This is a genomic window from Rhizobium sp. 25PS6, from assembly GCF_032464655.1.
GTDB classification, from domain to species: Bacteria; Pseudomonadota; Alphaproteobacteria; order Rhizobiales; family Rhizobiaceae; genus Rhizobium; species Rhizobium laguerreae.
In genome coordinates this window covers 185,893-210,981 of record NZ_JAWDIV010000008.1, presented here as the reverse complement: position 1 = coordinate 210,981, position 25,089 = coordinate 185,893, and the positions used below count along the sequence as shown (strand labels likewise).

At 61.8% G+C, this 25,089-nt stretch carries 21 protein-coding genes; 8 read left to right on the top strand and 13 right to left on the bottom strand.

The window, feature by feature from the left end; genetic code table 11:
* Positions 1-9: 9 nt before the first annotated feature.
* On the top strand, positions 10-774 hold the full coding sequence (locus RWK44_RS13895) for an SURF1 family protein (protein ID WP_316028955.1): 765 nt from the start codon (positions 10-12) through the stop codon (positions 772-774).
* Between the two features lie 15 nt (positions 775-789).
* On the opposite strand, the gene RWK44_RS13890 is transcribed toward RWK44_RS13895, so the two are convergent.
* From RWK44_RS13890 to RWK44_RS13880, 3 genes are all read right to left on the bottom strand, one after another.
* On the bottom strand, positions 790-2,718 hold the full coding sequence (locus RWK44_RS13890; RefSeq protein ID WP_222061310.1) for a hybrid sensor histidine kinase/response regulator: 1,929 nt from the start codon (positions 2,716-2,718) through the stop codon (positions 790-792).
* 70 nt (positions 2,719-2,788) lie between these two features.
* Complete coding sequence (locus RWK44_RS13885; protein ID WP_131662430.1) at positions 2,789-4,195, bottom strand: FAD/NAD(P)-binding protein; 1,407 nt, start codon at positions 4,193-4,195, stop codon at positions 2,789-2,791.
* A gap of 352 nt (positions 4,196-4,547) precedes the next feature.
* A complete protein-coding gene (locus RWK44_RS13880) occupies positions 4,548-5,165 on the bottom strand; it encodes a flavodoxin family protein (protein ID WP_168266822.1) in 618 nt (205 codons plus the stop codon).
* Between the two features lie 122 nt (positions 5,166-5,287).
* Between RWK44_RS13880 and RWK44_RS13875 the strand changes: the two genes are divergently transcribed.
* From RWK44_RS13875 to RWK44_RS13845, 7 genes are all read left to right on the top strand, one after another.
* On the top strand, positions 5,288-7,249 hold the full coding sequence (locus RWK44_RS13875) for an ABC transporter ATP-binding protein (protein ID WP_206105837.1): 1,962 nt from the start codon (positions 5,288-5,290) through the stop codon (positions 7,247-7,249).
* 91 nt (positions 7,250-7,340) lie between these two features.
* Positions 7,341-9,239 carry an ABC transporter ATP-binding protein gene (locus RWK44_RS13870; RefSeq protein ID WP_131662431.1) on the top strand — a complete coding sequence of 633 codons (1,899 nt, stop codon included), beginning with the start codon at positions 7,341-7,343 and terminating at the stop codon, positions 9,237-9,239.
* Between the two features lie 104 nt (positions 9,240-9,343).
* Entirely contained in the window at positions 9,344-9,640 is a 297-nt protein-coding gene (locus tag RWK44_RS13865) for a hypothetical protein (RefSeq protein WP_017957793.1), read from the top strand.
* A gap of 209 nt (positions 9,641-9,849) precedes the next feature.
* Entirely contained in the window at positions 9,850-10,890 is a 1,041-nt protein-coding gene (locus RWK44_RS13860) for a LacI family DNA-binding transcriptional regulator (protein ID WP_131662433.1), read from the top strand.
* 79 nt (positions 10,891-10,969) lie between these two features.
* Positions 10,970-12,019, top strand: a complete 1,050-nt coding sequence (locus tag RWK44_RS13855) for a LacI family DNA-binding transcriptional regulator (protein ID WP_131662434.1) — start codon at positions 10,970-10,972, stop codon at positions 12,017-12,019.
* A gap of 270 nt (positions 12,020-12,289) precedes the next feature.
* Positions 12,290-12,616, top strand: coding sequence for a ferredoxin (gene fdxA / locus RWK44_RS13850; RefSeq protein WP_131662435.1), 327 nt, complete (start codon positions 12,290-12,292; stop codon positions 12,614-12,616).
* A gap of 36 nt (positions 12,617-12,652) precedes the next feature.
* Entirely contained in the window at positions 12,653-13,543 is an 891-nt protein-coding gene (locus RWK44_RS13845; protein ID WP_168282002.1) for a dihydrodipicolinate synthase family protein, read from the top strand.
* Positions 13,544-13,556: 13 nt separating this feature from the next.
* Here the strand turns inward: RWK44_RS13845 and RWK44_RS13840 are convergent, their stop codons facing one another.
* The 10 genes from RWK44_RS13840 to RWK44_RS13795 form a co-directional block, all read right to left on the bottom strand.
* Positions 13,557-14,945: an amidohydrolase family protein gene (locus RWK44_RS13840; RefSeq protein ID WP_316028954.1), complete on the bottom strand. Its 1,389-nt coding sequence runs from the start codon at positions 14,943-14,945 to the stop codon at positions 13,557-13,559.
* 5 nt (positions 14,946-14,950) lie between these two features.
* A complete protein-coding gene (locus RWK44_RS13835; RefSeq protein WP_020052902.1) occupies positions 14,951-15,874 on the bottom strand; it encodes a LysR family transcriptional regulator in 924 nt (307 codons plus the stop codon).
* A gap of 35 nt (positions 15,875-15,909) precedes the next feature.
* Positions 15,910-16,686 carry an enoyl-CoA hydratase-related protein gene (locus tag RWK44_RS13830; RefSeq protein WP_131662439.1) on the bottom strand — a complete coding sequence of 259 codons (777 nt, stop codon included), beginning with the start codon at positions 16,684-16,686 and terminating at the stop codon, positions 15,910-15,912.
* Entirely contained in the window at positions 16,683-17,840 is a 1,158-nt protein-coding gene (locus RWK44_RS13825; protein ID WP_020052900.1) for a CaiB/BaiF CoA transferase family protein, read from the bottom strand. The genes RWK44_RS13830 and RWK44_RS13825 overlap by 4 nt, the downstream gene beginning before the upstream one ends.
* The gene (locus tag RWK44_RS13820; RefSeq protein WP_032999633.1) at positions 17,837-19,195 is read right to left on the bottom strand and encodes an FAD-dependent oxidoreductase; all 1,359 of its coding nucleotides are present in this window, start codon (positions 19,193-19,195) and stop codon (positions 17,837-17,839) included. The genes RWK44_RS13825 and RWK44_RS13820 overlap by 4 nt, the downstream gene beginning before the upstream one ends.
* Positions 19,196-19,221: 26 nt before the next feature.
* Positions 19,222-20,058, bottom strand: a complete 837-nt coding sequence (locus RWK44_RS13815; RefSeq protein ID WP_168281993.1) for an ABC transporter permease — start codon at positions 20,056-20,058, stop codon at positions 19,222-19,224.
* Positions 20,055-20,867, bottom strand: coding sequence for an ABC transporter ATP-binding protein (locus RWK44_RS13810; RefSeq protein ID WP_168281991.1), 813 nt, complete (start codon positions 20,865-20,867; stop codon positions 20,055-20,057). Before RWK44_RS13810 ends, RWK44_RS13815 begins: the two co-directional genes overlap by 4 nt.
* A 6-nt stretch (positions 20,868-20,873) precedes the next feature.
* A complete protein-coding gene (locus RWK44_RS13805) occupies positions 20,874-21,908 on the bottom strand; it encodes an ABC transporter substrate-binding protein (protein ID WP_168281989.1) in 1,035 nt (344 codons plus the stop codon).
* A 404-nt stretch (positions 21,909-22,312) separates the two neighbouring features.
* A complete protein-coding gene (locus RWK44_RS13800; protein WP_131662443.1) occupies positions 22,313-23,605 on the bottom strand; it encodes an MFS transporter in 1,293 nt (430 codons plus the stop codon).
* Positions 23,606-23,739: 134 nt separating this feature from the next.
* Positions 23,740-24,939 carry a multidrug effflux MFS transporter gene (locus RWK44_RS13795; RefSeq protein ID WP_131662444.1) on the bottom strand — a complete coding sequence of 400 codons (1,200 nt, stop codon included), beginning with the start codon at positions 24,937-24,939 and terminating at the stop codon, positions 23,740-23,742.
* Between the last annotated feature and the right edge of the window lie 150 nt (positions 24,940-25,089).

Sequence of the window (25,089 nt, the reverse complement as noted above, 5' to 3'; positions counted from 1 at the left end):
GGTTTACCCATGAACGAGGCCTCCTCGGAAAAGTCGGAAAGACGGCACTATCAGGTCAAACGCGCGATCTTCGCCGTCTGCCTGGTGCTGCTTGCCGCGGCACTCTCCGCACTCGGCACCTGGCAGGTCGAGCGGCTGGCCTGGAAACGCGACCTCATCGCCCGCGTCGACCAGCGTGTGCACGCGCCACCCGTGCCGGCACCGGCACGCGCCGACTGGGAGAAGGTCAATGCCACCGATGACGAATATCGGCGGGTGACCGCGGCCGGGATGCTGGCGAACGACAAGGAAACGCTGGTCTATGCCTCGACCGCGCTCGGTCCGGGTTATTGGGTGATGGCGCCGCTGACGCTTGCCGACGGGACATCAATCCTCGTCAATCGCGGCTTCGTGCCGACCGACCGGCGCGATCCGGCCACGCGCCGCGAGGGGCAACCATCAGGCCCGGTCGAGATCACCGGGCTGATGCGGATGACGGAGCCGAAGGGATCGCTGCTGCAATCCAATGACGTCGCGACCGACCGCTGGTATTCGCGCGATGTCGCTGCGATCGCTGAAAAGCGCGGCGTCGGTACGGTCGCGTCCTATTTCATCGACGCCGATGCTACCGCCAATCCGGGCAGCCTGCCTGTCGGCGGCCTCACGATCATCGATTTCCCCAACAACCATCTCGTCTACGCGATCACCTGGTACGGGCTGGCGGCGATGGTGCTGGCATTGCTGGTGTTCATTCTTCGCGGCGAGAGGGGGAGCCGGGTTCGGCCAAGGCCTTAACCTCGTCGGCGATCCTTATGAAGCAACCCGGCTGATCGCTTCGGCGAGCTGCGCCTGTGAGAAGGGCTTGCCGAGGCGGGGCAAGTCGACGATGTCGGCCCCTTGCGGGATCTCGGCGTAACCGGTTGCGAGGATGATCGGTATGTCGGGCCATTCGCTGCGGATCGCCTGGGCGAGCTGCGCGCCCGTCATGCGGGGCATGGCATGGTCGCAAATCACTAGGTCGACCTGCTGTTTGCGCAGGATGTCGAGCGCCTCGGGACCCGCCATCGCCTCGAACACGGTATGGCCGAGATCCTCCAGCATCAGCGTCGTATTCATCAGGACCAGACCATCGTCATCGACGGCGACGATGCGCAGCCGGCGCGGCGCATTTTCCTCCTGCTGCGGCCGGTCGGTAGCGGCCTCGGTCGCCTGTTCGACACTTGCGACCGGGAACCACAATTCGGCCGTCGTGCCTTCGCCGAGGCTGCTCTTCATCATCAGGCGGCCACCCGACTGGGACGCAAGGCCCTGCACCATGGAAAGGCCGAGGCCGGTGCCTTTGCCGACACCCTTGGTGGTGAAGAACGGCGTGATGGCCTGCTCCAGCGTCCTTGCATCCATGCCCTCGCCTTCGTCGATCACCGCGATGCGGACATAGCGGCCGGGCGACAGCGGACCCTTGCCTGATGGCAGCGATTCTTCGGAAGCGCGAAGCACGATCCGACCGCCGGACGGCATGGCGTCGCGGGCGTTGACGACGAGGTTCAGGATCGCCATCTCCAGCTGGTTCGGATCGGTCAGGATCGTCGGCAGCCTGACGGGGAAAGATGTCTCGATCACGGTGAGGGGGCCGAGCGAACGGCTCAGCATATCCATCATGCCACGGACCAGGCCGGAGACGTCGATCGGCTCCATGTGCAGTTCCTGCCGGCGGGAAAAGGCCAGCATGCGCTGGGTCAGCGCAGCACCCCGCTGGGCACCCTGCATGGCATTGTCGACCAGCGATGTCAGCGAGAGATCCTGTGGCATGCGTTTCTTCAGGATTTCGAGACTGCCGAGCACAGCCATCAGCAGATTGTTGAAATCATGGGCGATACCGCCGGTCAATTGACCGATCGCCTCCATCTTCTGCGACTGGAAGAGTTCTTCGCGCGCCTGCTCCAGTGCCCGCTGGGTCTCCATCTTCTCGGTGATATCGCGGGTGATCTTCGCGAAACCGATCACATCGCCTTCCTCGTCGCGGATGGCATCGATGACGATGCTGGCCCAGAAACGGGTGCCGTCCTTGCGGACGCGCCAGCCTTCCCTCTCGAACCGGCCTTCGGCGCGCGCGATGCCAAGCGCGGTCTCCGGCAGGCCGGCTTCGCGGTCTTCGGGGGTATAGAAGGTCGAGAAATGCCGACCGATGATTTCTTGCGGCCGATAGCCCTTGATACGCTCGGCGCCAAAATTCCAACTGCTGACATTGCCTTCGGGATCGAGCATGTAGATCGCATAGTCCGAGACGCCCTGGACGAGCCGGCGGAACTGTTCCTCGCTCTGGCGGATCGCCTTTTCGGCCGCCCTGCGCTCGGTCAGGTCGCGGGTGATTTTGGCATAACCGATGAGTTCGCCGGAGGGACGGCGGATCGGATCGATGATCACATGCGCCCAGAAGCGGCTGCCATCCTTGCGCTGGCGCCAGCCTTCCCCCTCGAACCGGCCGTGCTCGACCGCCGTGGCCAGAGCGCGCTCCGGAATTCCCGCGGCGCGATCCTCTTCCAGATAGAAACGGGAAAAATGCTGGCCGAGAATTTCGGAAGGCCTGTAACCCTTGAACCGCTGAGCGCCGGTATTCCAGCTGGTGACGATGCCTTCGGGGCTCAGCATATAAATGGCGTAGTCGGTGATGGCATCGACCAAAAGGCGAAAGCGTCCCTCTTCGTCAAGAGACGTATCATGTCGATTCAGCGCTTCCATCGGCCCCTCTGAGTCACCAGCGCTTTATAACGCCGCGACGGACAGATGGTTCCGAAACGGCGGCGAATTTTCAGACCGCCTTGACCTGGGGATAGAACCGCTCACTGATCCGCTCGGCAGCGGCATAGGCCTGCGAGACGATCTCCGGCACGAGATCGATATCTGGCAGGCTGCCGAGACCGAGCGGGCCGACGGCAAACAGCCCGGCAACCGTCGAACCGTCCTCGAGGAAGGGCTCGCCGCGCGCATTGACCGCCAGTCCGAGCGAGAGCTCGTCCGGCATGGCAAGCCCGGCGGAAAGCAGGCTCTGCATCAGCGGCGCTGAAAGATCAGGCGCCTGACAGCGGCAATCGATGATGCGCTCGGCATGGATAACCTCCTCGGCAGCGGAACCGGCCGGCGTGAAGAACAGGCCGCTCAAGCCCCGGCGGCCTGCTCGGCCACGGCGCAGCACCGTGCGGCCTTCGGCTAGCTCGCGTTTCAGCCGCAGGTGCATGGCCTCCGGCAGCCGGTTGCGATGGCTGTCGTAGATTGCCCTGAGGTGGCGGTTGAACTGATGCTTGTCGCGCGCCGGCAGCGAGCGCCAGAGCGAGCGGGCATGTTTTCTGAGGCCGTTCATCACCGATTGCCAGCTTCGCCCTGATTCTTCCGCCTCGCGGCAGGCTTCACGGATAAAGCGAACGATCTCCGGCAGGCTCTGCGGCAGCGTCTCGGCTGGGAACACCGGATCGGCGGAATTCGGCGTATGACTCTGGGGCAGGAAGCCGCGCCTTGAAATGATCGTCACCTGGCCCGTGTAACCGGAATCGCGCAGCTGCAGCAGCTGGTCGACGACGCGGATGCCGCTGCCGAGCAGCACCGCATGCGGCCGCGCGACGAGGCGCTGGGCCCTGACCGGCGAAGCGTCCTCACCGCCGGCATCCGGCGCTGTCAGGCCGTAGCCGGTGGCGAGGATCACGGTGTCGAACAGCGGGTTGGCGGGATTCGCGCTTTCGAGCAGGAAGCGGTTGCCGTGGCTCCTACGGATCGCCACGACCGGATCGTTGCAGACTTGGACCGTGATGTCCCTGCGCGCGGCGAGCGCTTCCGAAAAGCGCTGGTAGACATAATCGCTGAAGATCTCCTTCGGCACGAAGATCTGCCGGAATCCGGGAATGGCGGCCGGTACGGCGGCGCGGAAGGCAGCGTTGCTGCAGAGCCAATCGTTGAAATCGTCGTTGTCGCCGACCGAGACCGAGAGATCGCGGACGCGGGTGTTAAGGATCGTCGAGGAGTGGGCCGAGGCCAGCGCCTGCCCGCCGCTGACCGACGAATTCGGATCGAATAGCTGCAGGTGGAAGGGCGCGCGCACCGTCTTCATCAGCGCGATGGCCGTCATCATACCGGAAAAACCGCGCCCGACGATCGCAATGCGCGGCACGGCTGATATCTGCGCCGCCGCATTGGCTCTCACGGAAAAAAGTCCCTGAACCGTCATCGCAACTCCTCTGCGGCTTCATCCGCACCGTGTGTCGATCGAGGTTTCAACGCATAAAATAGCGGTTCACGCGTTGATGAGGTTCATGCGGCCATTCACTACACTTGCCGCGGCATCGGGGTCCGAACCAGCGGCCCCGCAAGTGAACTAGGGGAGCAATCACGCTCGTCCATAGTCTATCGAATTGGTAGTGTATGAAAGCGCTAAATGGCGCAGGTGGCAAGAGGTTTGTTGTCACATCTTTTGAAGTTATTGAAATATAATACAATTTAGAAGTGTTCCGTGGAAGTGTGGCCGGGTTTTGCATCCCGAACTGCGAATTGATCTCAAAAATGTCAGGTCGGTAGCGACCTCAGCTGCCCTCGCCCGGATATTGTTTTGCTTTCAGCAGGCCGGCCAGATGCACCGTGTTGCGCGCCAGCATGTCGACGGCTTTGGTCACGACCTTCGGCACCTTATCAAGATCGACGAAATTGGTGGAACCCATTGCCTCGCCGACCCAGTAGGCGACCGCATTCGCCGGAATGGTGAAGCCGACGTCGTTCAGCGCCTGGAAGAGCTCGGCCGACACATGATGGGCGCCGTCCTCATTGCCGACGACGGCAACGGCCGCGACCCTGCCATAGGAAACCATGCGGCCCCCTTCGTCCGTCTCCTCGAGGAAGGCGTCCATGCGCTCCAGCGCCCGCTTGCAGACACTGGATGGCTGTCCGAGCCAGATCGGCGTCGCCATCAGCAGGATATCGGCGTCCAGCACCTTGGCGCGAATATCGGGCCAGTCATCGCCGGCGCCTTCGTCGGAGGTGACGCCGGCCTTGACGTTGAAATCGGCCAGCCGGACAACCTCGGTCACGACGCCGTGTGCGGACATCGCCTTGTCGATCAATCCGATCATCCGGTCGGTTGAGGACGCGTCCTTGGTATCACTGGTCTTCAGCGTGGCGTTGAGGGCGAGAGCTTTCAGAGGCATGGGTCTCTCCGGCACCGGTCGGCAGTTGGCATTTGCCTGCTGCAACCTGTTCGCGCCCAGATTGTTCCCGCCCGGACGCGAGGAGACCTCACGTAAAAATAACCAACTGGTGAATTCTTTACTTGAACCCCCAAATGGAATCGGCAAAAGTGAAGGTGCTATCAATCCCTTCATGGATTTGCCGTCTTTTCGGGCCAGCGTCCGACCACACATCTATTGGAAAAAATACCGTGAGCAGCGATGCGTTAATACGCGCGACGAAGCCTTCGGCTTCGATGGCGCTTGCAACTGCGGCAGGCTGGGGCCGAGGCCTCTACACCTTGGTCCGCATCACCATGATGGCCTTCCGCCACCCCTGGCAATCCGGCTTTGCGATCGGTGCCACGCTTGTTGCCTCCACCTTCCAGCTGATGATCCCGCGCCTTCTCGGCCAGGCCGTCGACCACACGCAAATGGCGATGAGCGGCGGTGCGGCGGGCCAGGCGGCACAGGACGCGCTTCTAACCACGGCGCTGCTGCTGCTTGGCGCCAGCGTGCTGCGCGGCCTCTTCACCATGGTGCAGAACTATTACAGCGAAGCCGTCGGCCATCACATCGGCTACGAGTTGCGGCTGGCCTGCTACGAGAAGATCCAGCGGCTCTCCTTCAGCTTTCATGACACCGTGCATTCCGGCGACTTGATCACCGTCGGTCTGCTCGATCTCGAAGGCGTGCGCATGTATTTTTCCACCGCGCTCGTCCGGATGATCCTGCTGACGATCCTGATCGGCATCGGCGCCTATATGCTACTGTCGACCGATGTCGTCCTCGGCCTGCTGGCGCTCTCCTTCGTGCCCTTCGTCGGCTGGCGCTCGTCGGTGACGCAGCTCAGGCTGCGAGCCACCTGGCTCGACCTGCAGGAGCGGCTTTCGGTGCTGACCCGCATCATGGAGGAAAATCTCGGCGGCATCCGCGTCGTGCGCGCCTTTGCCGCCCACGAACACGAGATTTCGAAATTCGAGGCGGCGTCGAAGAGCGCGCTGGCGCTCGCGCATCAGCGCGTCGGCATCCGCGTCACCAACACCAGCGCCATGACCTTCTCCTTCTTCGCGGCGATGGGCCTGGTGCTCTGGGTCGGCGGAGGCAAGGTGATGTCGGGGGAAATCACCGTCGGCACGCTGGCCTCGTTCCTGACCTTCATGACCATCCTGCAGATGCCGGTGCGCCAGCTCGGCCTGATGGTCAACGCCTTTGCCCGCGCCTCCACCTGCGGCTCGCGCCTCTTCGCCCTGCTCGACCTCGACATCGCCATCAAGGATGCGCCAGATGCCAAGCAATTGGCGGTGACGGACGGCGTGCTGCGCTTTGAAAATGTCAGCTTCGCCTATCCGGGTTCTGAAAAGCGCACCGTGCTCGACGATGTCTCCTTCGAAGCCAGGCGCGGCCAGACGATCGGCATCGTCGGGCCTCCGGGCAGCGGCAAGTCGACGATCGCCCATCTCATTCCCCGCTTCTACGACGTCAGCGGCGGCAGGATCACGATCGACGGCCAGGACATTCGCAAGGCGACGCTGCAATCGCTGCGCCGGGCGGTTGCCGTCGTGCAGCAGGATTCCTTCCTGTTCACGACGACGATCGAAAACAACATCGCCTATGGCGATCCATGGGCGAAGGAAGGCCGCATCGAACGCGCCAGCGAAAGCGCCCAGCTGCACAATTACGTGCTCGGCCTGCCCACAGGTTACGGCACCGTCGTCGGCGAGCGCGGCGTTTCGCTGTCCGGCGGTCAGCGCCAGCGTCTTTCGATCGCCCGCGCGTTGATGCTGAAACCGGCGGTGATGGTGTTCGACGATTCGACGGCGGCGATCGACGCGGCCACCGAACAGCGCATCCGCGGCGCCATGCGCCGCTATGCGGCCGACCGCGTGACGATCATCGTCGCCCATCGCCTGAGCTCGCTGATGCATGCCAACCAGATCCTGTTCGTCGAAGACGGCCGGATCGTCGAGCGCGGAACGCATGAGGCGCTGCTTTCGCTCGGCGGGCGCTACAAGGCGCTCTACGACCTGCAAGTGCGGCCGGGCGACGAGGTCTTGAGCGCCTAGCGATGAATTCCCTTCTTCTGCCCTCGGGGAGAAGAGCGGACAAGCAATGACTATGCAGGCCACCGGACGTGATGGCCGCGGGAGGAATGGCATGGCCGAAGAACTGGAAACCGAGCGTCCCGACGTTCGCGAGGATGGACGCCGCCCGCCGCGAGCGGTGGTCGGTTCACACCGCGTCGAGGAGGAGATGTTCGGCAAGGCCTTCGATGGCAACATCGTCAAGCGCATCTGGGTTTTCGTTCACCCCTATCGCCGCCAGGTCCTGTGGTCGGTCGTCGCCGTTCTGACGTTCACGATGATGCAGCTCACCATCCCGCTGATCATCCGCTATGCCATCGACCACGGCATGTCGCCGGGCGGCGACCATTCGGCTCTGGTCTGGTCTATCGTCGCCTTCACCATCGCCATATCAATCAATTATGCGGCAAGCTATGCGCAGGAGACACTGGTCGGCGGCGTGGCCGAGGACGTGCTCTTCGATATCCGCAAGGCAATGTTTTCGCATCTCCAGCGCGTCTCGCTGTCCTTCATGGACAAGACCGAAGTGGGACGGCTGATGTCGCGCCTGCAGGGCGACGTCAACTCGATGCAGGAATTCCTCGAAACCTCGGTGCTGTCAGTCGGAGACATCGTGCTGCTCTTCGGCATCGTCTTCGTCATGCTCTATCTCGATTTCAAATTGGGGCTGCTGACGCTCTCGGTGCTGCCGGTGCTGTTCATCGTCCGGCTGTTCTGGCTGCCGCTGGCGCGCAAATCCTTCATGGCCGCGCACGAGACCAATTCGGTTGCGAATGGTGCGCTTGCAGAAGCGATCCACGGCGTGCGTGCCGTCCAGAGCATGGATAGGCAGGGCGTCAACTTCACGCTTTACGACGACAAGGCGCATGCCAACCTCAAGACGCATCTGACGGCGGCGCGCTATGCGCAGGTGATGGTGCCGATCGTCGACAGCCTGACCGGCGTGGCGATGGCGCTCGTCATCGTCGTCGGCGGCGCCCGCGTTCTCAATCAGGCGCTCGATGTCGGCGTGCTCGTCGCCTTCCTGTTCTACATCCAGCGCTTCTTCGACCCGATCCGTTCGCTGACCCTGCAATATTCGGTGATGCAGCGCGCCATGGCGTCGGGCCAGCGGCTGACCGAAGTGCTCGACGTGCCTGTCGACATCAAGGACGCGCCCGATGCCAAAGCCTTGTCGCGCGACATGGACGGATCGGTGGAATTCAAGGACGTCGTCTTCGGCTACAATCCGAAACATCCGGTGCTGAAGCACGTCAGCTTCAAGGTCAATCCCGGCGAGACGGTGGCGCTGGTCGGGCCGACGGGGTCCGGCAAATCGAGCTGCATGTCGCTGATCCATCGCTTCTACGATGTGCAACAGGGTCAGGTGCTGGTCGGCGGCGACGATGTGCGTGATCTGACACAGGATTCGCTCGGAGCTGAAATCGCCATGGTGCTACAGGAACCCTTCCTCTTTACCGGCACCGTCTTCGAAAACATCCGCTACCGCAAGCTGGAGGCGACGCGCGAACAGGTGATCGAGGCGGCGAAGGCCGTCGGCGCGCATGACTTCGTTATGCGCCTGCCCGATGGTTACGACAGCGTTCTCGGCGAGCGCGGCGGCAACCTTTCGCTCGGCCAGCGCCAGCTTTTGAGCTTTGCCCGCGCATTGGTGGCGGACGCGAAGATCCTCGTGCTCGACGAGGCGACGGCCAATATCGACAGCTATACCGAGATGCTGATCCAGAAGGCGCTGGTGAAGCTGCTCGAAAACCGCACCGGCCTTGTCATTGCCCATCGCCTAGCGACGATCCGTGAGGCGGACCGCATCATCGTGCTGCAGAACGGCGAAATCATCGAAAGCGGCGACCACCGCCAGCTGATGAAGAACGGCAAGCTCTATTCTAAGCTCTACAATCTGAACTACTCCTCCTTCGACGACATTCCCGAAGATGTGCTGGAAGAGACGACGGCAGCGGAGTCGGCGACGTGATCTCAGGCGACATGCATTAATGCCTGTCGCAAAGTTTGAACGAACAAACGCCTTGCTGCCGCATTTATTTCCTATCGGGGACGAGTGCCACTGAGGAGAATGTTATGAAGAGAATTATTAGCAGCCTGTTGATCGCAACGGCCCTTGTTGGATCGGCCATTCAGCCCGCTGCCGCGCGTGATCGCCATCACCACGATGATACGGGCCGGGCTATCGCCGGTGGCGTTGCCGCAGGCGTCGTCGGCGGTCTGATCGGTGGCGCGATCGCCAATAGCGGCCCTCGCTACGTCGATGGTCCGCGTTATGTCGAACCCGCGCCGAGATGCTGGTATGAGGACCGCGATGTCCGCAACCGCTATGACGGCGGCTATCATATCGAAACCGTGCGGGTCTGCGAGTAGCGGGCAGACCTGGCCTTCCTATGGCGGCGCGGATCTGATTATTCGTCGTCGCCGTTGATTTTCGCCATCACCGAGGCTGCATCCGCAAGCCTCGGTTTTTCTTTGCTGGGCCAATGCAGTTAGCCTGCGGTCACTCCCATAGCAGAAATTTCTGGCTGCCTCGGCCGCCTGTCATGCGGCTGTTAGAGATGACCAATAGCTGAAGGCCGATGAATGATGGTCCAGTGAACGGCGACAAGACGCCAAAGAAAGAACGCATGCGCTTCGTCAGCGCCGAGCAGGTGGCGCAACTGGCGGGCGTTTCGCGCTCCGCCGTCTCGCGTACCTTCACGCCGGGCACCAGCGTAGCGCCGGCAACGCGCGAAAAGGTGCTGCGGGCGGCAGAGGAACTTGGCTACCACGTCAACGATCTGGCGCGCGGCGTGCTTGCCAACCAGAGCCGCCTGGTCGGCATCGTCGCGACCCGGCCGGAAGTGGGTTTTCGCGCGCATCTCGCCGCAGCGCTTGCCAAATGCCTGATCAAACGCGGCAGCATCCCGATTCTCATCAATACCGGCCAGACGGAAGACGAGCTGCTCGCCGCCCAGAAGATGCTGATCGGGCACCGTGCCGAGGCGATCATCATCCTGTCCGGCTCGCCGCCGGCGAGTTTCTTCGAACTCGCGCAGCGAAATGGCCAGCCGCTCGTGGTGATCGGCCGTTCGGAACCCGATGCCGACCATGTGCGCGCCGGCAACTCCGAGGCCTCCCGCAAGGCGGCGACGGCCTTTTACGAAAGCGGCAGACGGCGGCTGGCGGTCATCGGTTCCAACACCGGAACGCCTTCCATCATCGAGCGCGAAAGCGCCTTCCTGTCGACGGCCGGATCGCTCGGTGTATCCGTCGTCGTCGGACGCGGCGGCGATTCCGACTATGACGGTGGCGTCACCGCCGCACGCGCGCTCTTCTCGCAGACAATAAAGCCAGACGCCGTTTTCTGCGCCAACGACCAGATTGCCTTCGGACTGATGGATGTCGTGCGCCTGGAAGCGCGGCTGCGCATCCCCGAAGACGTCGCCGTCATCGGCTTCGACGACGTGCCGGAATCCTCCTGGCTGAGCTATCAGCTGACCACCTTCCGCCAGGATCCGTTGACCATGGCGCAGCGCGCCGTCGAACTGATGGAGCGGCGGCTTGAAAACCCGGGCTTGCTTCCGGGCTACGAACGCGTCATTCCGGAGCTTGTCATCCGCCAGAGCTTCAGACCCTGACCCTCCCCCACGGCTTTTCGCAGGCTCCATCCTGTGGCAAGAAGGGTTGACGCGTGAACCGGGAGGAAGATCGACGCAGATGAGGGGAATCCGCCAGCTCGCCGAGCATCTCGATATTTCGATCGGAACGGTGTCCCGTGCTCTGAACGGCAAGCCCGACGTCAACGACGAAACGCGCCGGCGCGTGCTCGCCGCCGCCGAAGAGCTCGGTTACGTCGCCAATCAATCGGGCCGCAGCCTTCGCCAGGGCATGACCAACGTCATCGGGCTGATGCTCGAAGTGAGCCGCGAGACGGTCGAAAACAGCGACGACTTCTTCCTTGGCGTCACCGACGGGCTGCAGAGCGTCTTTTCCCGCCACAAGCTCGATCTCGTCATGCTGCCCTGTCCCGATGACGAGGACCCGCATGAATATCTGAAGCGCATGGTGGCGCGCCGGCTTGTCGACGCGCTGATTATCTCGGCGACACGACGCACCGATAGGCGTATCGAGCTTCTGGAAAAGGCCCGCATCCCCTTCGTGGCGCTTGGCCGCAGCGCGTCGGGCGGCAGCTACACCTGGATGGACCTCGATTTCGAGGGCGTGGCGGCGCGCGGCGTCGACCGGCTGGTCGCCAAAGGCCACCGACGGATCGCGGTGGCCGCCCCCTCCTCCGACATCAATCTTGGCTATCTCTTCCTCGACGCCTACCGCCAGGCGCTGCAACGGCACGGTATTGCCTTCGACCCGGCCCTCGTCATCCGGGTCAAGTCAAGCGAACAGGGCGGTTATCAGGCCGGCCACGAATTGTTGATGATAGAAGAGCGGCCGACGGCGATCATCCTGATCCACGAGCTGATGGCGATCGGGCTTTACCGCCGGCTTGCCGAGGCCGGCATCGTGCCAGGCCGCGACCTCGCCGTTGTCGGTTTCCGCGAGGAGCCGCGCACGCATTTCCTGCAGCCAACGCTGACCTCCTTCCGCATGTCGCTGCGCGATCTCGGCGCGCAGCTCGGCGAAACCCTGCTCGCCACCATGCCGGCCTATGCCGATCATTATCCGCAGGGCGCCCGCAACAGGATCTGGCCGTTGGAACTCGTTCCCGGCGAAAGCGACGCTTTCACGCTCAATCAAAGAAATAGAGCATGATATCGTCGCAAAACCGTCAAGCATGATCAGCACCGGCACCACTTACCACATGCCAATGATGTACCGTATCCTGCTACCTACGCCGGACACTTAGCCATCATCCCAGCTGCGGCTTGCTGCAAAGGCGACTTTGGCTTCGGCGCTCGCGGTGCCGCTGGCCGCAAGGCCGTCGCGTTGCCTTTTCGGCAATCAAAGCATCGAAAATCGGCGCTTTTTCGCAACGCTGTCCTTTGCCATATTCGTCTCAAGTGAAGAGTGAGGTATTGCCGGATGGCCTATGTCATTACCGATCCCTGTATCGACGTTAAGGATGGCGATTGCACGGTCGCCTGTCCCGTGGACTGCATCTACGAAGGCGGACGGATGTTCTACATACACCCAGGCGAGTGTATCAATTGCGGCCTTTGCCTGTCGGTCTGTCCGGTCGATGCCATTTCATGGGACGAGGAAATTCCACAAAGCCGAGTTCAGTTCAAAGCCGTCAATCAGGACTTCTTCGGCCCCGACGTCACCGACTGGGGCTCGCCCGGCGGATGGGACAAAAACCATACGACCAATCGCGATCACCCACTCGTCGCCGCCTATGAAAGAGCCTGATCAAGACAGGTCTCTCGATCGAGAACGGAAATCGATATGACAGCAGTAAAGATCGGTGGCATCGTCGCGGCCGTACCTACCCCCTTCACCGAAAACAGAACCGTCGATACGGATGCTTTCCTTGAACACGGCCGCTGGTGCCTGGCGGAAGGATGCGATCTTCTCAATGTGCTGGGAACGACGGGCGAGGCTAACGCGCTCTCCTTCGTGCAAAGAAGCGCGCTCATGGCCGTCGCCGCAAAGGGCCTCGATGGCGGCAGGATGATGGTCGGCACCGGAACGCCCGATCTTGAAACGACGATCGCCTTGACACGGCAGGCTTACGAGCTGGGTTATGCCGCCGCGCTCGTCCTGCCGCCTTACTACTACAAGCCGGTCCAGGATGAGGGGCTTTTTGCCTGGTTCGCCGAAGTCATTCGAGAGACAGCCGAAACGCCTATCAGCCTGTACCTCTACAACTTCCCGCAGTTGACAGGCATCGAGTTCTCACTTGCCCTGGCAGCAAAACTCATCCAAGTGTTTCCCGAGCGCATCCGCGGCGCAAAGGATAGTTCAGGCAATCTGGACTATGCCCGTAAGCTCGCACGAATTCCCGGCTTTGCCGTCTTCCCGAGCAACGAGGCAGTTCTTGCCGAGGCGGAAAAGCATAATTTCGCCGGCTGTATTTCGGCAACGGTCAATATCGACCCGCAATCCTCGGCACGGCTTTGGAAGAACCAGAGCGATCAGGCGACCCTCGATAGGGTCAGAAACCTCAGGCAGGCGATCGCCGCTCACCCGCTCATTCCGGCGGTCAAATGTCTCGTCGGCAAGCGGACGGGGCATGCGGTATGGGGCAATGTATTGCCACCGAACCTGAAAATCGCTGAAGCGGCAAGCCTGGACGCGCTGGACACGATCGCCGCCGAGTTGACGAGCGCAGGCTAGATACCCGACCTTCTCACCACCGCGAGTAGTAGCTGCGGATTGCAGCCGACAGACTTGCGGCAAGCTGCCGTTCGCGCCGGAGGCGGGGCAAATCGGCCCTTGCCTGCTCGCGCAGTTCCCGCCGCGCTCCATCAAAATCGACGGTGGTCAAGCGACCGCCCCTCATGATCTCGCGCCCGCCGACGAATAGCCCCTTGGCCTGGTCTGATGTCATGCGGGTCAACAGCATCTCGGCCTCATCGATATCGTCAAACAGGCTATCAGCCGTCAGGGCATCATAATCGATCACCACGAAATCCTGGCCGGCTGGTGCGTTGAGCACCTTGGCGCCAATGTGAATGGCGGCATCGAAAATCTGGTCGACGGTGAACCGGCGATTGAGCTCGCGTCCGCCATGCAGGAGGTGGATAAGTCGCATTTCGCGCCAGAGATCCTGATCGTCGTCGAAGCCTGACCCGTCGAGGCCAATGGCAAGAGCCGGCCCTTTCTCTGCCACGAGCGAAATCGGCGCAATGCCGGAGCGCAGACGCAGATTGGCCGAGGGATTGCTGACGAGCTGCACACCCCTTTCCGCCAGAAGCTCGCATTCCGCCGGCTGCAATTGCACGCCATGGGCAACCGCCAGCCGCGACGATAGGAAACCGATTTCATCGAGGAAGCGGACGACACCTTGCGGGAAGCGGCGATCCAGCCATTGCCGCTGCCGGGGGCTTTCCAGAAGATGCATGTGGATGCGCCGGCCGTTGACTGCAGATGCTTCGGCGATCGCCTCCAGCATGGCGTTGGAACACCATTGTGGACCGACCGGCCCGTATTGAACATCGACCATCGGATTCGAATTTACGGCCGCCACCGCGTCGACGGCGGCGATCTGTTCCGCGACCGGCGCATAGGCCGGGATGCTCGGCGACAGAGCCTGCCAGTCGTCCTCGCTCAGCAATGGCTTCAATTTCTCCGGCCCGCCGCCATAGGCCCAAGGGTCGAAATCGAGCAGCGGGCAGGACAATCCCAGGCGAATGCCGACATCCCCCGCGGCGCGGATGACGGCGGCAGCTTCATCGCCGAGCCGATTGATATTCAGCGAGTTGTGGCAATGCATCGTCGCGCCCACACCGGTTTGCGCCAGGCGCGCGAACGCCACAAACGCTTCCAGATAGGCATCGGTTCGCGGTCGCAGGCGCATGCCCGGTATCCAGACCTCGAGAGCATCGTCGACGGCGCCGAAATCGAGCGTGCGGATACCATATCCGTGGTCATGGGCGTTGACGGGCGACGGCATCACCAGATCGCCCGGGCCGAGCGCGGCGAGCACGCTTTGAGCGACCGGAAACCCTGCGGCGCCATCAAAACGCTCCGCAGGCTGATGGCCGGGGCGAAGCAGCAACCGGGCTGATGGGGTCATCTTCTCTACCTCTGGATCACAGTCTGGATTTTGTCGCTGAACTTCTTCAGCTCGACGCTCATCGACTCGATGACCACCTCGGTTGCGTGGGTAAGCTGGCGATGACGCGGCACGACGATGCCGACCTGCAGATCGTGCAATCGCGAAGCGGCAATCGGCAAAGCGACGACTTCTCCGGCCTCAAGCTCTTCCAGAAGGCCAAGCGGCGTGAAGAAGGCGACCCCCTCACCAGACAGGATCAGCGGCTTCAGCATCATCTGATTGTTGGTCGCCACCACCGTACGGCCGACACGGTTGAGCGCACCGAGCTCGACGGCGATCATTGAGCTCATGACCTCATTGTCGAGCTGCAGCAGCAGCTTGAACTGCGCGCATTCCTGCAGCGTGACGGATTTCTGCCGCGCCAGTGGATGATTACGCGATACCATCGCCATCAGCGGCATCGGAACGCCATAGACCAGCTTGATGTCATGCGGCCGGGCAAGATCGAAGGTGACGCCGATATCGGCGTCACCTTCGGCTAGGAAATGGAAAATGCTGGTGTAATTGTCATAGCGGATGCGAAAATCGACCGCCGGATGCCGCCGGTGGAAGCCCATGACGAATTCCGGCAGGAACTGGATGGCGAGACTATCGAGGGAGGCGATATGGACCCGGCCGGCGCATTTGCCCTGGAGGTCGCCGAGATCGGATTTCATGATCTCGTATTTCAGCAGCGTGTCCTTGGCATGCTTCAGCACGATCTCGCCAGCCGCCGTCAATCGCAGGCCGTCGGAGAAACGTTCAAACAGCGGTGCTCCAAGCTCGTCCTCCAGCTTCTTGATCTGCCGGCTGACGGCCGAGGTCGCCACATGCAGTTCGTCCGATGCCTTGCGGATCGACCCTGAACGCGCGACTTCAGCGAAATATTTCAAGATACTGGCGTGCATGAGGGCCCCTCGATATGCCGGAAGCTATACCATGCTCATCGTCCCCGCCAAACGGGCGCCCGTTTCTGCTGGAAGGCGGCAACGCCCTCCAGCGCATCCTCGCTTTGCAGCGCCTTGATAAGCGCCGGCGTCCGCAAGGCCTGCGCCTCCGCGGGGCTCAGATGGCCGGTCCGGTTCACCGTCTGCTTGATCGCGCGCAGCGACAGCGGCGCGCAGGCAACGATATCGGCAACCCAGCGATCGACTGCCGCATCCAGCTCAGCCGCAGGAACCACCTCGTTGACAACCCCGAACCCCGCCATCTCGGCGGCGCTGAACTGCCGGCCGGTCAGCATGACGGCCATCGCCCGGTTGAAGGCGATCTTTCGTTGCAAAAGCACCATGCCGCCATCCAGCGGCATGCGCCCGACGCGGGCTTCGGGCAGGCCGAAGCGCGCCGTTTCCGCGGCAATGACGATGTCGCAACCGAGCACCATCTCGAAGCCGCCACCGAGTGCAAAGCCATTGACGCGGGCGACGACGGGCACATCGAGAGACCGGCGAAACGCCAGCCCGCCGAAGCCGTTGACCCGGCTCGCCGCCCAATAATCGAGGCTGGAGCTACCGCTCCCGCCCTTCAGATCGGCGCCGGCGCAAAAGGCTCTTTCCCCGGCTCCGGTCAGGACAACGCAGCTGATGTCGTCCCGCGCTTCGATCTCGCGCCAGATCGTCTCCAGCTCCTGCTCCGTCGCGGCATCCACCGCATTCATGCGGTCGGGACGGTTCAGGGTGACGCGGGCGACACGATCTCCGACGGAAAACCCGACACTCATGCCGCATTTCCTTGCAACCTGCCGAGAGAGCCGAGGATCTCGTCATTGTGCTGGCCGAGTTGCGGTGGCGAAATGCGCACCGCGACCTCAGCCGCCGACATGTCGATCGGTGAGCCGATGAGGCGGATCGGGCCGGCTGCCGTCTCGCCGGCCTCCAGTATCATCTTATTGATGATCGTCTGCTCGTCCTTCAGCGCTTCCGGCAGGGAGCGGACAGGCGCGCAGAGGATGTCGACATCCTCCAGGCGCTGCAGCCAATGCGCCATGGTGTTTTTCGCGAAATTGTCGCGGAAGATCGTTTGCAGCTCCGGCCGCCGCGCCATCTGCGCGTCGAAATCCTTGTAATGCGGGTACTGCGACAGATCCTCGATCTCAAGCGCGTTGCAGATATCCTGAAGCGGGTTCTGCTTGAACGCGCCGACCATGACGATAGCACCGTCAGTGGTCTCGAACACGCCGGTCAGCGGGAAGGCGCCCCAGTTGAGGTCTCTGTCTCGCATCAGATGCGTCGTCCCCTCCTGCATCTGCATGGCGAGCATGGAATTATACAGGCTGACGGCGACTTGCTGGCCTTCGCCGGTCTTGTCGCGCTGCAGGAGCGCCAGGAGAATGCCCTGAACTAGGTGCATACCGGCGGAATAGTCCGCAAGCGGCGTGGCATAAATCGAAGTCGGGTGGCTGCTGTCCGACTTGCGGCGCATGACGCCCGATACCGCCTGCGCCAGCACGTCCTGTCCACCCTTGTGCTGGTAAGGGCCGGTCAGGCCGAAGCCCGTGCCGACAGCATAAATCAGCTTCTTGTTGATCTTCTTCAGGTCCTCGAAGCCGAAGCCCATGCGCTCCATGACGCCAGGACGGAAGTTGTTGACGACGACATCGGCCGTCTCGAGCAATGTGAGCACGGTTTCGCGCGCCTCGGGCTGCTTCAGGTCGAGTGCAAGGCTCTTCTTGTTGCGGTTCAACGAGCAGAAGACCGGGTTGTTCAGGCCATCCGGATCGGAGCCGAGCGACCAACGGGAGAGATCGCCGATACGGACCTTTTCGATCTTGATGACTTCGGCGCCATAATCGGCCAGCACCTGGGTGCAGGAGGGGCCGAGCATGACTTGCGTGAAATCGATGACGCGAATGCCGTCGAGGGGGAGAATGGTCATTCCGCGGCCTCCAGATAGGTAGCGTTTTCGGATGGAGCGTCGCCGGGATCGGCCCCCTGCGCCCGCATCTGCTTCTGAATTGCCTTGATGTCGGCCTTGCGCACGGTCGTACCGGCATTGAGCGCAACGACGGCTGCAACACCCGCAGCTTCGCCCATGGCCATGCAGGGCGGAATTTCGCGGCTGGATTTCTGCGCTTGCGGCGTTGCCGAATAATGGCGGCCAGCGACGATCAACTGGTCGATCTCCTTCGGCAGCATTGCCCGATACGGCGTGTAATAATCACGGCCACGGCAGACCGTATCGGCGAAATGTCTCCTGGTCATCACATCGTCTTTGGTTACGACATAGTCGCCTTCCAGGAGCCGGGTCTGGCGGACGCCGGTCTGCGGGGCGAAATCGACGACATAGGCATTTTCAAAGCCCGGCATTTTTTCACGCGCGAAATCCAGCAAACGGGCGATGCGAGCGCGGCCTTCCAGCTCCGCCTGGGTCAGATCCTCCACCTTGAGGCCACTCAGTTTCGGCATATGCGGGCAGTTGAGCCAGACAACGCCAGGCAGCGGCGTCTTCAACCACCAGAAGGACCAGCACCCGCCGATCAGGCGCTTGGCCTCATGATCGAGCAACTTGAAGGCCTCCGGATCCTCACGCTCGAACCGCTCGGCTGCATCGGTATCGACGCCGCCCCAGCGGGAAACCGTCGTCAGGATAAAGTTGGATTCGACATGCGAAGCGCCGGCGCTGGCGGCAACATCGAGATCACCCGTCGTATCGATGACGACATCACCAAGGATTGCCTCCATGCCCGCCTTGGTCTGGCAGATCACGCCCCTGATCGTCTTGCCTTCAACGATCGCGGAGGAGAACCAGCTATGGGTTCTGAGCTTGACGCCAGCAAGAGCCAGAATGTCGTAGGAGGCACGCTTGAAGGCGTCGGGGTCGAAGGCTGCGGAAAAGCAGATCGGATGCGGCATGGACGGCGTGTGAAAGTCGAACAGTCCCCAGCGCGCCCAGCGCTGCCAGGCTTCCGGCGTATCGCGGAATTCGATCAGACGGTCGCGGTCCGTCGGCGTGACGCACAGACCCCAGAGCTTCATGCGCTCGATCATTTCCATGCAGATGCCGCGCACGGTGATTTCGAGCTCGTTGATCATATCGTCGAGCACCAGCACCATGCCGCCGGCGGCGAGGCCGCCGACATAAGGATAGCGCTCCAACAAGGTCACGCTCGCGCCGTTGCGGGCCGCCGACACTGCCGCCGAGATCCCGGCTGGGCCGCCACCGACCACGACGACGTCGGAGCGATCGACCACTTTGATGTCGCGCGCAGGCTGATGGATTGTCTCAATCATTGTCGTTTTCTCCTGGTTGCGCGTGCTCAATGCGATCCGGCCGGCTTCCAGCGCACGACCTTTGCCTCGACGACCGAGACCAGGGCGAAGAGGGCCACCGCCAGAAGGGCCGCAATCACAACGGTTGCGTAGAGAAGTGGCGAGCGGAAATTATAGGTGGCCTCGATGATCAGGGCGCCGAGACCGAAACTCGAACCGATCCATTCTGCGACGATCGCCCCCATGACGCTGCTGGTTGCGGCGATCTTCAAGGCGGCGAACAGGAAAGGCAGCGAGCTCGGAAACCGCACTTTCCAGAGGATCTCCGAATTGGTGGCGGACAGAACCCGCATCAGGTCGAGCATGGCGGGACTTGCCGCCCGCAACCCCTGGACCATGTTGACCAACGTCGGAAAGAAGCAGATCAGACCGGCAATGATGATCTTTGGCGCCAGTCCGTTGCCGAAAATCAACACGAGGATCGGCGCAAGCGCGATGATCGGGATCGCCTTGATGAAGACGGCGATCGGGTAAAATGCCTTTTCCGCCGTCGTGCTATGCACGAACCAGACCGCCAGCAGGATGGCGACGAGGTTACCGAACAGGAAGCCGAGGGCGGCTTCGAGCAGCGTCGGCAGGAAATTCCGCCACAGCGTTGCGGCATTGTCGCGAAAGGCGAGCACGACGTCGGCCGGGCTCGGCGCCATGAAGGTCGGGATCTTGAAGATCCAGATCACCACTTGCCAGAGCACGACGAGGCCGAGTCCAGCCAGGATCGCCGGCAGATTTCTCGACAGGGTGCCAACGGTGGCGTCGAGGATCGCAACCTTGCGCGGCGTGGATGCGGGCGCGGAACGCGCTCCGGGAGAGACCACGTTGCTCATAGGCATTCCTCCAGCAGAGCGCGCAGATGCGCCGTCACCTGAATGAATTCCACCGTGTCTCTCATGGCGAGCGAACGCGGATAGGGAAGGTCGACCTTCATGAACTCCTTCACACGGCCCGGATGCGCCTGAAGCATCAGCACATGCTGGCCAAGGAAGGCCGCTTCGGGGATGGAGTGAGTGACAAACAGGATCGTCGTGCCCGTCTCCTGCCAGAGCCGCAGCAATTCCTCGTTCAGCTTGTCGCGGGTGATCTCGTCGAGTGCGCCGAAGGGCTCGTCCATCAGCAGGATGCGCGGGCGTGTGACCAACGCCCGGGCGATGGCGACCCGCTGGCGCATACCGCCGGAAAGCTCATGCGGCAGGGCGTTCTCACGTCCCTTGAGACCGACCATCGCCAACAGTTCCGCCGGATCGGCAAAAGAGCCGGCAGCGTGTTTGCCGACTTCGATCGGCAGGCTGACATTGTCGATGACGCTACGCCAAGGCAACAAAGTGGCGTCCTGGAACACGAACGCGAAATCGCGTCCTTCTCGTGCCTCGCGTGGCGAGCGTCCGAGCACCGAGATCGAACCGCCGCTGATATGCACGAGATCGGCGATACAGCGCAGCAGGGTCGATTTTCCGCAACCTGAAGGGCCGAGCATCGTCACGAACGCTCCCTCGGGAATATTCACCGACACGTTGGAAAGAGCGGTGATCTCGTTGTCCTTATCGCCAAAGCGGATGTCCAGATTGGCGATGGAGACGGCGAGCGGCGATCCGGCTGGCAGCGGATCTGGCCGTTTGACTGTGGCGGCGGCAGTCATGGCCGTTCACCCGACCTGCTTGCGAATATCGGCCGTCGCATCGAGAATCGCAAAGCTCGCGACGTCATCGACGGTCGGAACCGTCCCGGTGAACTGCTTGAGGTCACCATAGGCCTTGATCTGGGCTGCCCAGTTTTCCCTGTTCATCGCACCCCAGCCGAATTGCTTGGTGGTGTCGCCGAAGGAGAATTTCGCAATCGGACCGACGGCTTTGAGTTCGCTCGCCTTATCGAGATTGGGATAGGTCTCGACCAGCATGTCGACCGCCTCTTCTGGATGGTCGCGGACATAGCCCCAGCCCTTTGCGGCTGCCGTGGTGAAGCGCACCAGCACGTCGGCATGTTTGTCGAGCTGTTCGTCGGTGGTGTAGTAGACATTGGCATAGAGCTGCAGCCCAGCATCCCAGAGCATCATGTCGACGCGGTCGTCACCCAGGACCGAAAGGGCATTGGTGTTGGTGATCCAGCCGGTGACGGCGTCCGCCTGACCGGTCAAAAGCTGGTTCATGTCCGACCCCATATTGACCATCGTCACCTGATCCTCGGCGATGCCGTTCTTGGCGAGCAAGGCGCGAAGCAGGATAAAAGCCGTCGGCTGGGTGGCGATCGTCTTGCCGACCATGTCCTTCGGCTCGCGGATCGGCGCTTTCTTCAGCGAAAAATAGGTGAAGGGATGTTTCTGATAGCCGGCCAGGAAGGCTTTGACGGGGATGCCGGCGGAGCGCGCCAGCATCACCGACGGGCTGGAAGAGATTTGGCCAAGCGTCGATTGCCCCGCCGCGACACCGGCGACGCCATCGACATTCGGGCCGCCGGGAACGATCTCCAGCTCGACGCCCTGCTCCTTGAAGAAACCCTTCTTCTGCGCAACGACTTCACCGATCACGCCGTTCGAGGCCAGCCAGCCCAGCTGCATTTTCACCTGGGCGACGTCTTGGGCAAGGCCCGCACGCACGCCGATCAGGGTCTGTGCCGCGACTAAACCGCCCACCGTGGCGACATTGGATATGAAGCGACGGCGGTTCATCATGAAATGAGACATAATAGTTCCCCTATTTGTTCCCCCGGTCCGACTTTTATCGTCGTGTACCGAAGCTCATTTGCCGAGTGCCCGGGGAGGATGGGGAATTTTGGCGTTCTAATAAAGAACAATTATTCGCTAATTGAATTGCCAAAAAGGCAACGCCATCGGATAGAACCTGCGGGGACACTGTTCATCCAAGCTGAGAACGCTGTTCGGATTGGAGGTATCAGACGTCACGGCTGTACCGGGTTGTGCTAATGAATCCCATAATTGAACGACAAGCTATTGATGTTGCATCAAAACATTTGTTTCGCGGCGGCGATGCGCAACCACAGGATCAAATGTTGGTGGACTGCTTTGGGCTTTCCAGGACGAAATCATAGAATAGTTCACTGACGAATCCGGGCAACTGAGCGAGAAGCCTAAACCCGGCTCGGAGCCGCCGAATGCTCCCTTTGCGACAGCTGACGCGTGACGACGAAGACCAGCAGGGCTCCGGCAGCAAGGCAGGCGGCCAGGAAGAACATCGGCGCGATCGTGCTGCCGCTCGCTTCCTTGATCCAGGGCACGACGTTCTGGGCGACGAAGCCGCCGAGATTTCCGACGGAATTAATGGCGGCGAGGCCCGCCGCAGCCCCCGCGCCTTTCAGGAAACGAGAGGGCAGGCTCCAGAACACCGGCTGGGGCGCGAAGATCCCGGCAGCGGCGACGCAGAGGAAGGCGAATTGCAAAGTGTGGTTCGGGATCAGCGCCGAGAGCAGCAGGCAGGCGGCGCCGATGAAAGCCGGAATGACGATATAGGGCGTCTTCGATTGCGCCTTGTCGGCCATGGCGGGAACGACATAGAGCGCGATCGCGACCAGCACCCAGGGAATGATGTTGAGGAAACCGTTCACGGTGTTGCTGACGCCGAAGGCCTTTACGATGGTCGGCAGCCAATAGCTGAGGCCATAGGCCGAAAGCGGAAAGGCGATATAGCAGAGCGCCATCAGCAGGACACGCGGGTCGATGAGCGCCTTGAAGCCGTTTCCGGCATGCTCGCCCATGCCGGCATTTTCGGAAGTGAGCCTCCGTTCCAGCCACTGCTTCTCCTCGCCGCTCAGGAAGCTTGCATTTTCAGGCCGGCCGGGGAGATAGAAGAAGGTGACGATGCCGGCGATCACAGCCGGAACGCCCGTCGCCAGGAAGACCCACTCCCAGCCGGCAAAGCCGTAGAGACCGTCGAGGTCGAGCAGCACACCGCCGAGCGGCGCACCGACCGCATTAGCGATGGCGCTGAAGATCATGAACAGCCCGACCATCCTGCCGCGATAGGTCGACGGAAACCATAGCGTCAGCAGATAGAGCACGCCGGGAAAGAAGCCGGCTTCGCAGACACCGAGCAGAAAGCGCAGGATATAGAACATCGTCGCGTTCTGCGTGAAGGCGAGCGCGATGGTGACGATACCCCAGGAGACCAGGATGCGCGCGAACCAGACACGGGCGCCGAGCCTGTCGAGGAAGAGATTGCTCGGCACCTCGAAGAGAAAATAGCCGATGAAGAAGAGCGATGCGCCGAGACCATAGGCATATTCGCTCATTCCAAGGGCATCGACCATCTGCAGCTTGGCGAAACTGACGTTCTGCCGATCGATATAGGCGATGAGATAAAGGATGCCGAGAAACGGCATCAGCTTCCAGGTGATTTTCGAGATCAGCCGCTTCTCGTCGACCATAAGTATTCTCCGGTATGACCATGCTTGGGATCGGGTAGATAGCGCGGCCAGCCGATATTCAATCGGGCGCGGCATTTTCTCGCAGCCGCAACCCTGATGATGTGACCGTACCCGAAGCCGGGTACGGTCTTTAATCATTCAGCGGCGGCGACGGCGGCGCGGCGGCCGATCGTTGCCTGCGTCAGCACGAAGGCCAAGAAGGCGCAAAGTGCGATGCCAGCGGCCATCGGAACGGCCGTGCCGTCGAAGAAGACGCTCGATATGACCATGGCGACGGCGGCGATCACGAAATGCAGCGTGCCCATCAGCGACGAGGCGGTGCCGGCAATCTCGCCGTGATCCTCGAGCGCGAGCACCGCGCTCGTCGGGATGACGAGGCCGAGGAAGCCGTAGCCGATGAACAGGAAAGTCGCCAGGACAGGCAGCTGGTTGAAGCCGGCGGCCATCACCACCGCCATGACGACCATGGCAAGGGCAAAAGCGCTGACCGCAATCCGCATGACGCGCACAAGGCCGAAACGCTCGCCGAGCCAGCCCGTCGCCTGCGATACCGCGAAGAAGGACACGGCATTGATCGAGAAGGCGAAACTGTATTGCGTCGGCGTCAGCCCGTAATGCTGGATCAGCACGAAGGGCGAGTTGGCGAGATAGACCAGGAAGCTCGAAATGCCGAGGCCGCCGATGAAGGTCAGCGTCAGAAAGTTGCGGTCGGCAAGCAGCAGGCGGTAGGCCGCCATCGCGCTATTCAGACCGCTGCCGCTACGTTCGGCCGGTGAACGGGTTTCGTCAAGCTGGGTGGCGAGCAGGACGAGGCCGATGAAGGCTGCGATCGTCACGGCCCAGAATACGCCGCGCCAGCCGTAGAACTCGATGACGGCGCTGCCCGTCAGCGGCGCCAGGATCGGCGAGATCGAAAAGACCAGCATCAACAGCGACATCAGGCGAGCGGCCTGCACACCGGTATGCATGTCGCGAACGATGGCGCGCGGAATGACCATGCCGGCGGCACCGCCGATACCCTGAACGAAACGGAAGGCGATCAGGGTTTCGATATTGGTCGCCAGCGCGCAGCCGATCGAGGCGACGGAAAAGAGGCCGATGCCGAGATAGAGCGGCAGCTTGCGGCCCCACATATCCGACAGCGGACCATAAACCAGCTGGGCGAGCGCAAAGGAGATGAAAAAGGCGAGAAGGGTGAGCTGGGTGACGTTGTTATCGGCATGCAGGTCCTGGCCGATGGACGGCAGCGCAGGCAGATACATGTCGATGGCAAAGGGCCCGATGGCCGACAGAAGGCCGAGAATGAGGGCAATGCGAAAGAAGGGAGCCGTCATAATGGTGATCTTTCATAAAAGCGCAGCGGAAATACCGGATCGTCGCTCCGCGGCATTGCTCTGAGAGCGCCGTGCGTCCTTTCGGACGCAAAAGGACGCTCCAACACTTTAAATCTACGCATCGTGCTTTCCGAAAATCGGTTCCGATTC

What these genes read in the sequence shown, in the direction of transcription:
- RWK44_RS13895 (WP_316028955.1), top strand. Translation starts at nt 10, where the DNA reads ATGAACGAGGCCTCCTCGGAAAAGTCGGAAAGACGGCACTATCAGGTC.
- RWK44_RS13890 (WP_222061310.1), bottom strand. Translation starts at nt 2,718, where the DNA reads ATGGAAGCGCTGAATCGACATGATACGTCTCTTGACGAAGAGGGACGC.
- RWK44_RS13885 (WP_131662430.1), bottom strand. Translation starts at nt 4,195, where the DNA reads ATGACGGTTCAGGGACTTTTTTCCGTGAGAGCCAATGCGGCGGCGCAG.
- RWK44_RS13880 (WP_168266822.1), bottom strand. Translation starts at nt 5,165, where the DNA reads ATGCCTCTGAAAGCTCTCGCCCTCAACGCCACGCTGAAGACCAGTGAT.
- RWK44_RS13870 (WP_131662431.1), top strand. Translation starts at nt 7,341, where the DNA reads ATGGCCGAAGAACTGGAAACCGAGCGTCCCGACGTTCGCGAGGATGGA.
- RWK44_RS13865 (WP_017957793.1), top strand. Translation starts at nt 9,344, where the DNA reads ATGAAGAGAATTATTAGCAGCCTGTTGATCGCAACGGCCCTTGTTGGA.
- RWK44_RS13860 (WP_131662433.1), top strand. Translation starts at nt 9,850, where the DNA reads ATGAATGATGGTCCAGTGAACGGCGACAAGACGCCAAAGAAAGAACGC.
- RWK44_RS13855 (WP_131662434.1), top strand. Translation starts at nt 10,970, where the DNA reads ATGAGGGGAATCCGCCAGCTCGCCGAGCATCTCGATATTTCGATCGGA.
- fdxA (WP_131662435.1), top strand. Translation starts at nt 12,290, where the DNA reads ATGGCCTATGTCATTACCGATCCCTGTATCGACGTTAAGGATGGCGAT.
- RWK44_RS13845 (WP_168282002.1), top strand. Translation starts at nt 12,653, where the DNA reads ATGACAGCAGTAAAGATCGGTGGCATCGTCGCGGCCGTACCTACCCCC.
- RWK44_RS13840 (WP_316028954.1), bottom strand. Translation starts at nt 14,945, where the DNA reads ATGACCCCATCAGCCCGGTTGCTGCTTCGCCCCGGCCATCAGCCTGCG.
- RWK44_RS13835 (WP_020052902.1), bottom strand. Translation starts at nt 15,874, where the DNA reads ATGCACGCCAGTATCTTGAAATATTTCGCTGAAGTCGCGCGTTCAGGG.
- RWK44_RS13830 (WP_131662439.1), bottom strand. Translation starts at nt 16,686, where the DNA reads ATGAGTGTCGGGTTTTCCGTCGGAGATCGTGTCGCCCGCGTCACCCTG.
- RWK44_RS13825 (WP_020052900.1), bottom strand. Translation starts at nt 17,840, where the DNA reads ATGACCATTCTCCCCCTCGACGGCATTCGCGTCATCGATTTCACGCAA.
- RWK44_RS13820 (WP_032999633.1), bottom strand. Translation starts at nt 19,195, where the DNA reads ATGATTGAGACAATCCATCAGCCTGCGCGCGACATCAAAGTGGTCGAT.
- RWK44_RS13815 (WP_168281993.1), bottom strand. Translation starts at nt 20,058, where the DNA reads ATGAGCAACGTGGTCTCTCCCGGAGCGCGTTCCGCGCCCGCATCCACG.
- RWK44_RS13810 (WP_168281991.1), bottom strand. Translation starts at nt 20,867, where the DNA reads ATGACTGCCGCCGCCACAGTCAAACGGCCAGATCCGCTGCCAGCCGGA.
- RWK44_RS13805 (WP_168281989.1), bottom strand. Translation starts at nt 21,908, where the DNA reads ATGTCTCATTTCATGATGAACCGCCGTCGCTTCATATCCAATGTCGCC.
- RWK44_RS13800 (WP_131662443.1), bottom strand. Translation starts at nt 23,605, where the DNA reads ATGGTCGACGAGAAGCGGCTGATCTCGAAAATCACCTGGAAGCTGATG.
- RWK44_RS13795 (WP_131662444.1), bottom strand. Translation starts at nt 24,939, where the DNA reads ATGACGGCTCCCTTCTTTCGCATTGCCCTCATTCTCGGCCTTCTGTCG.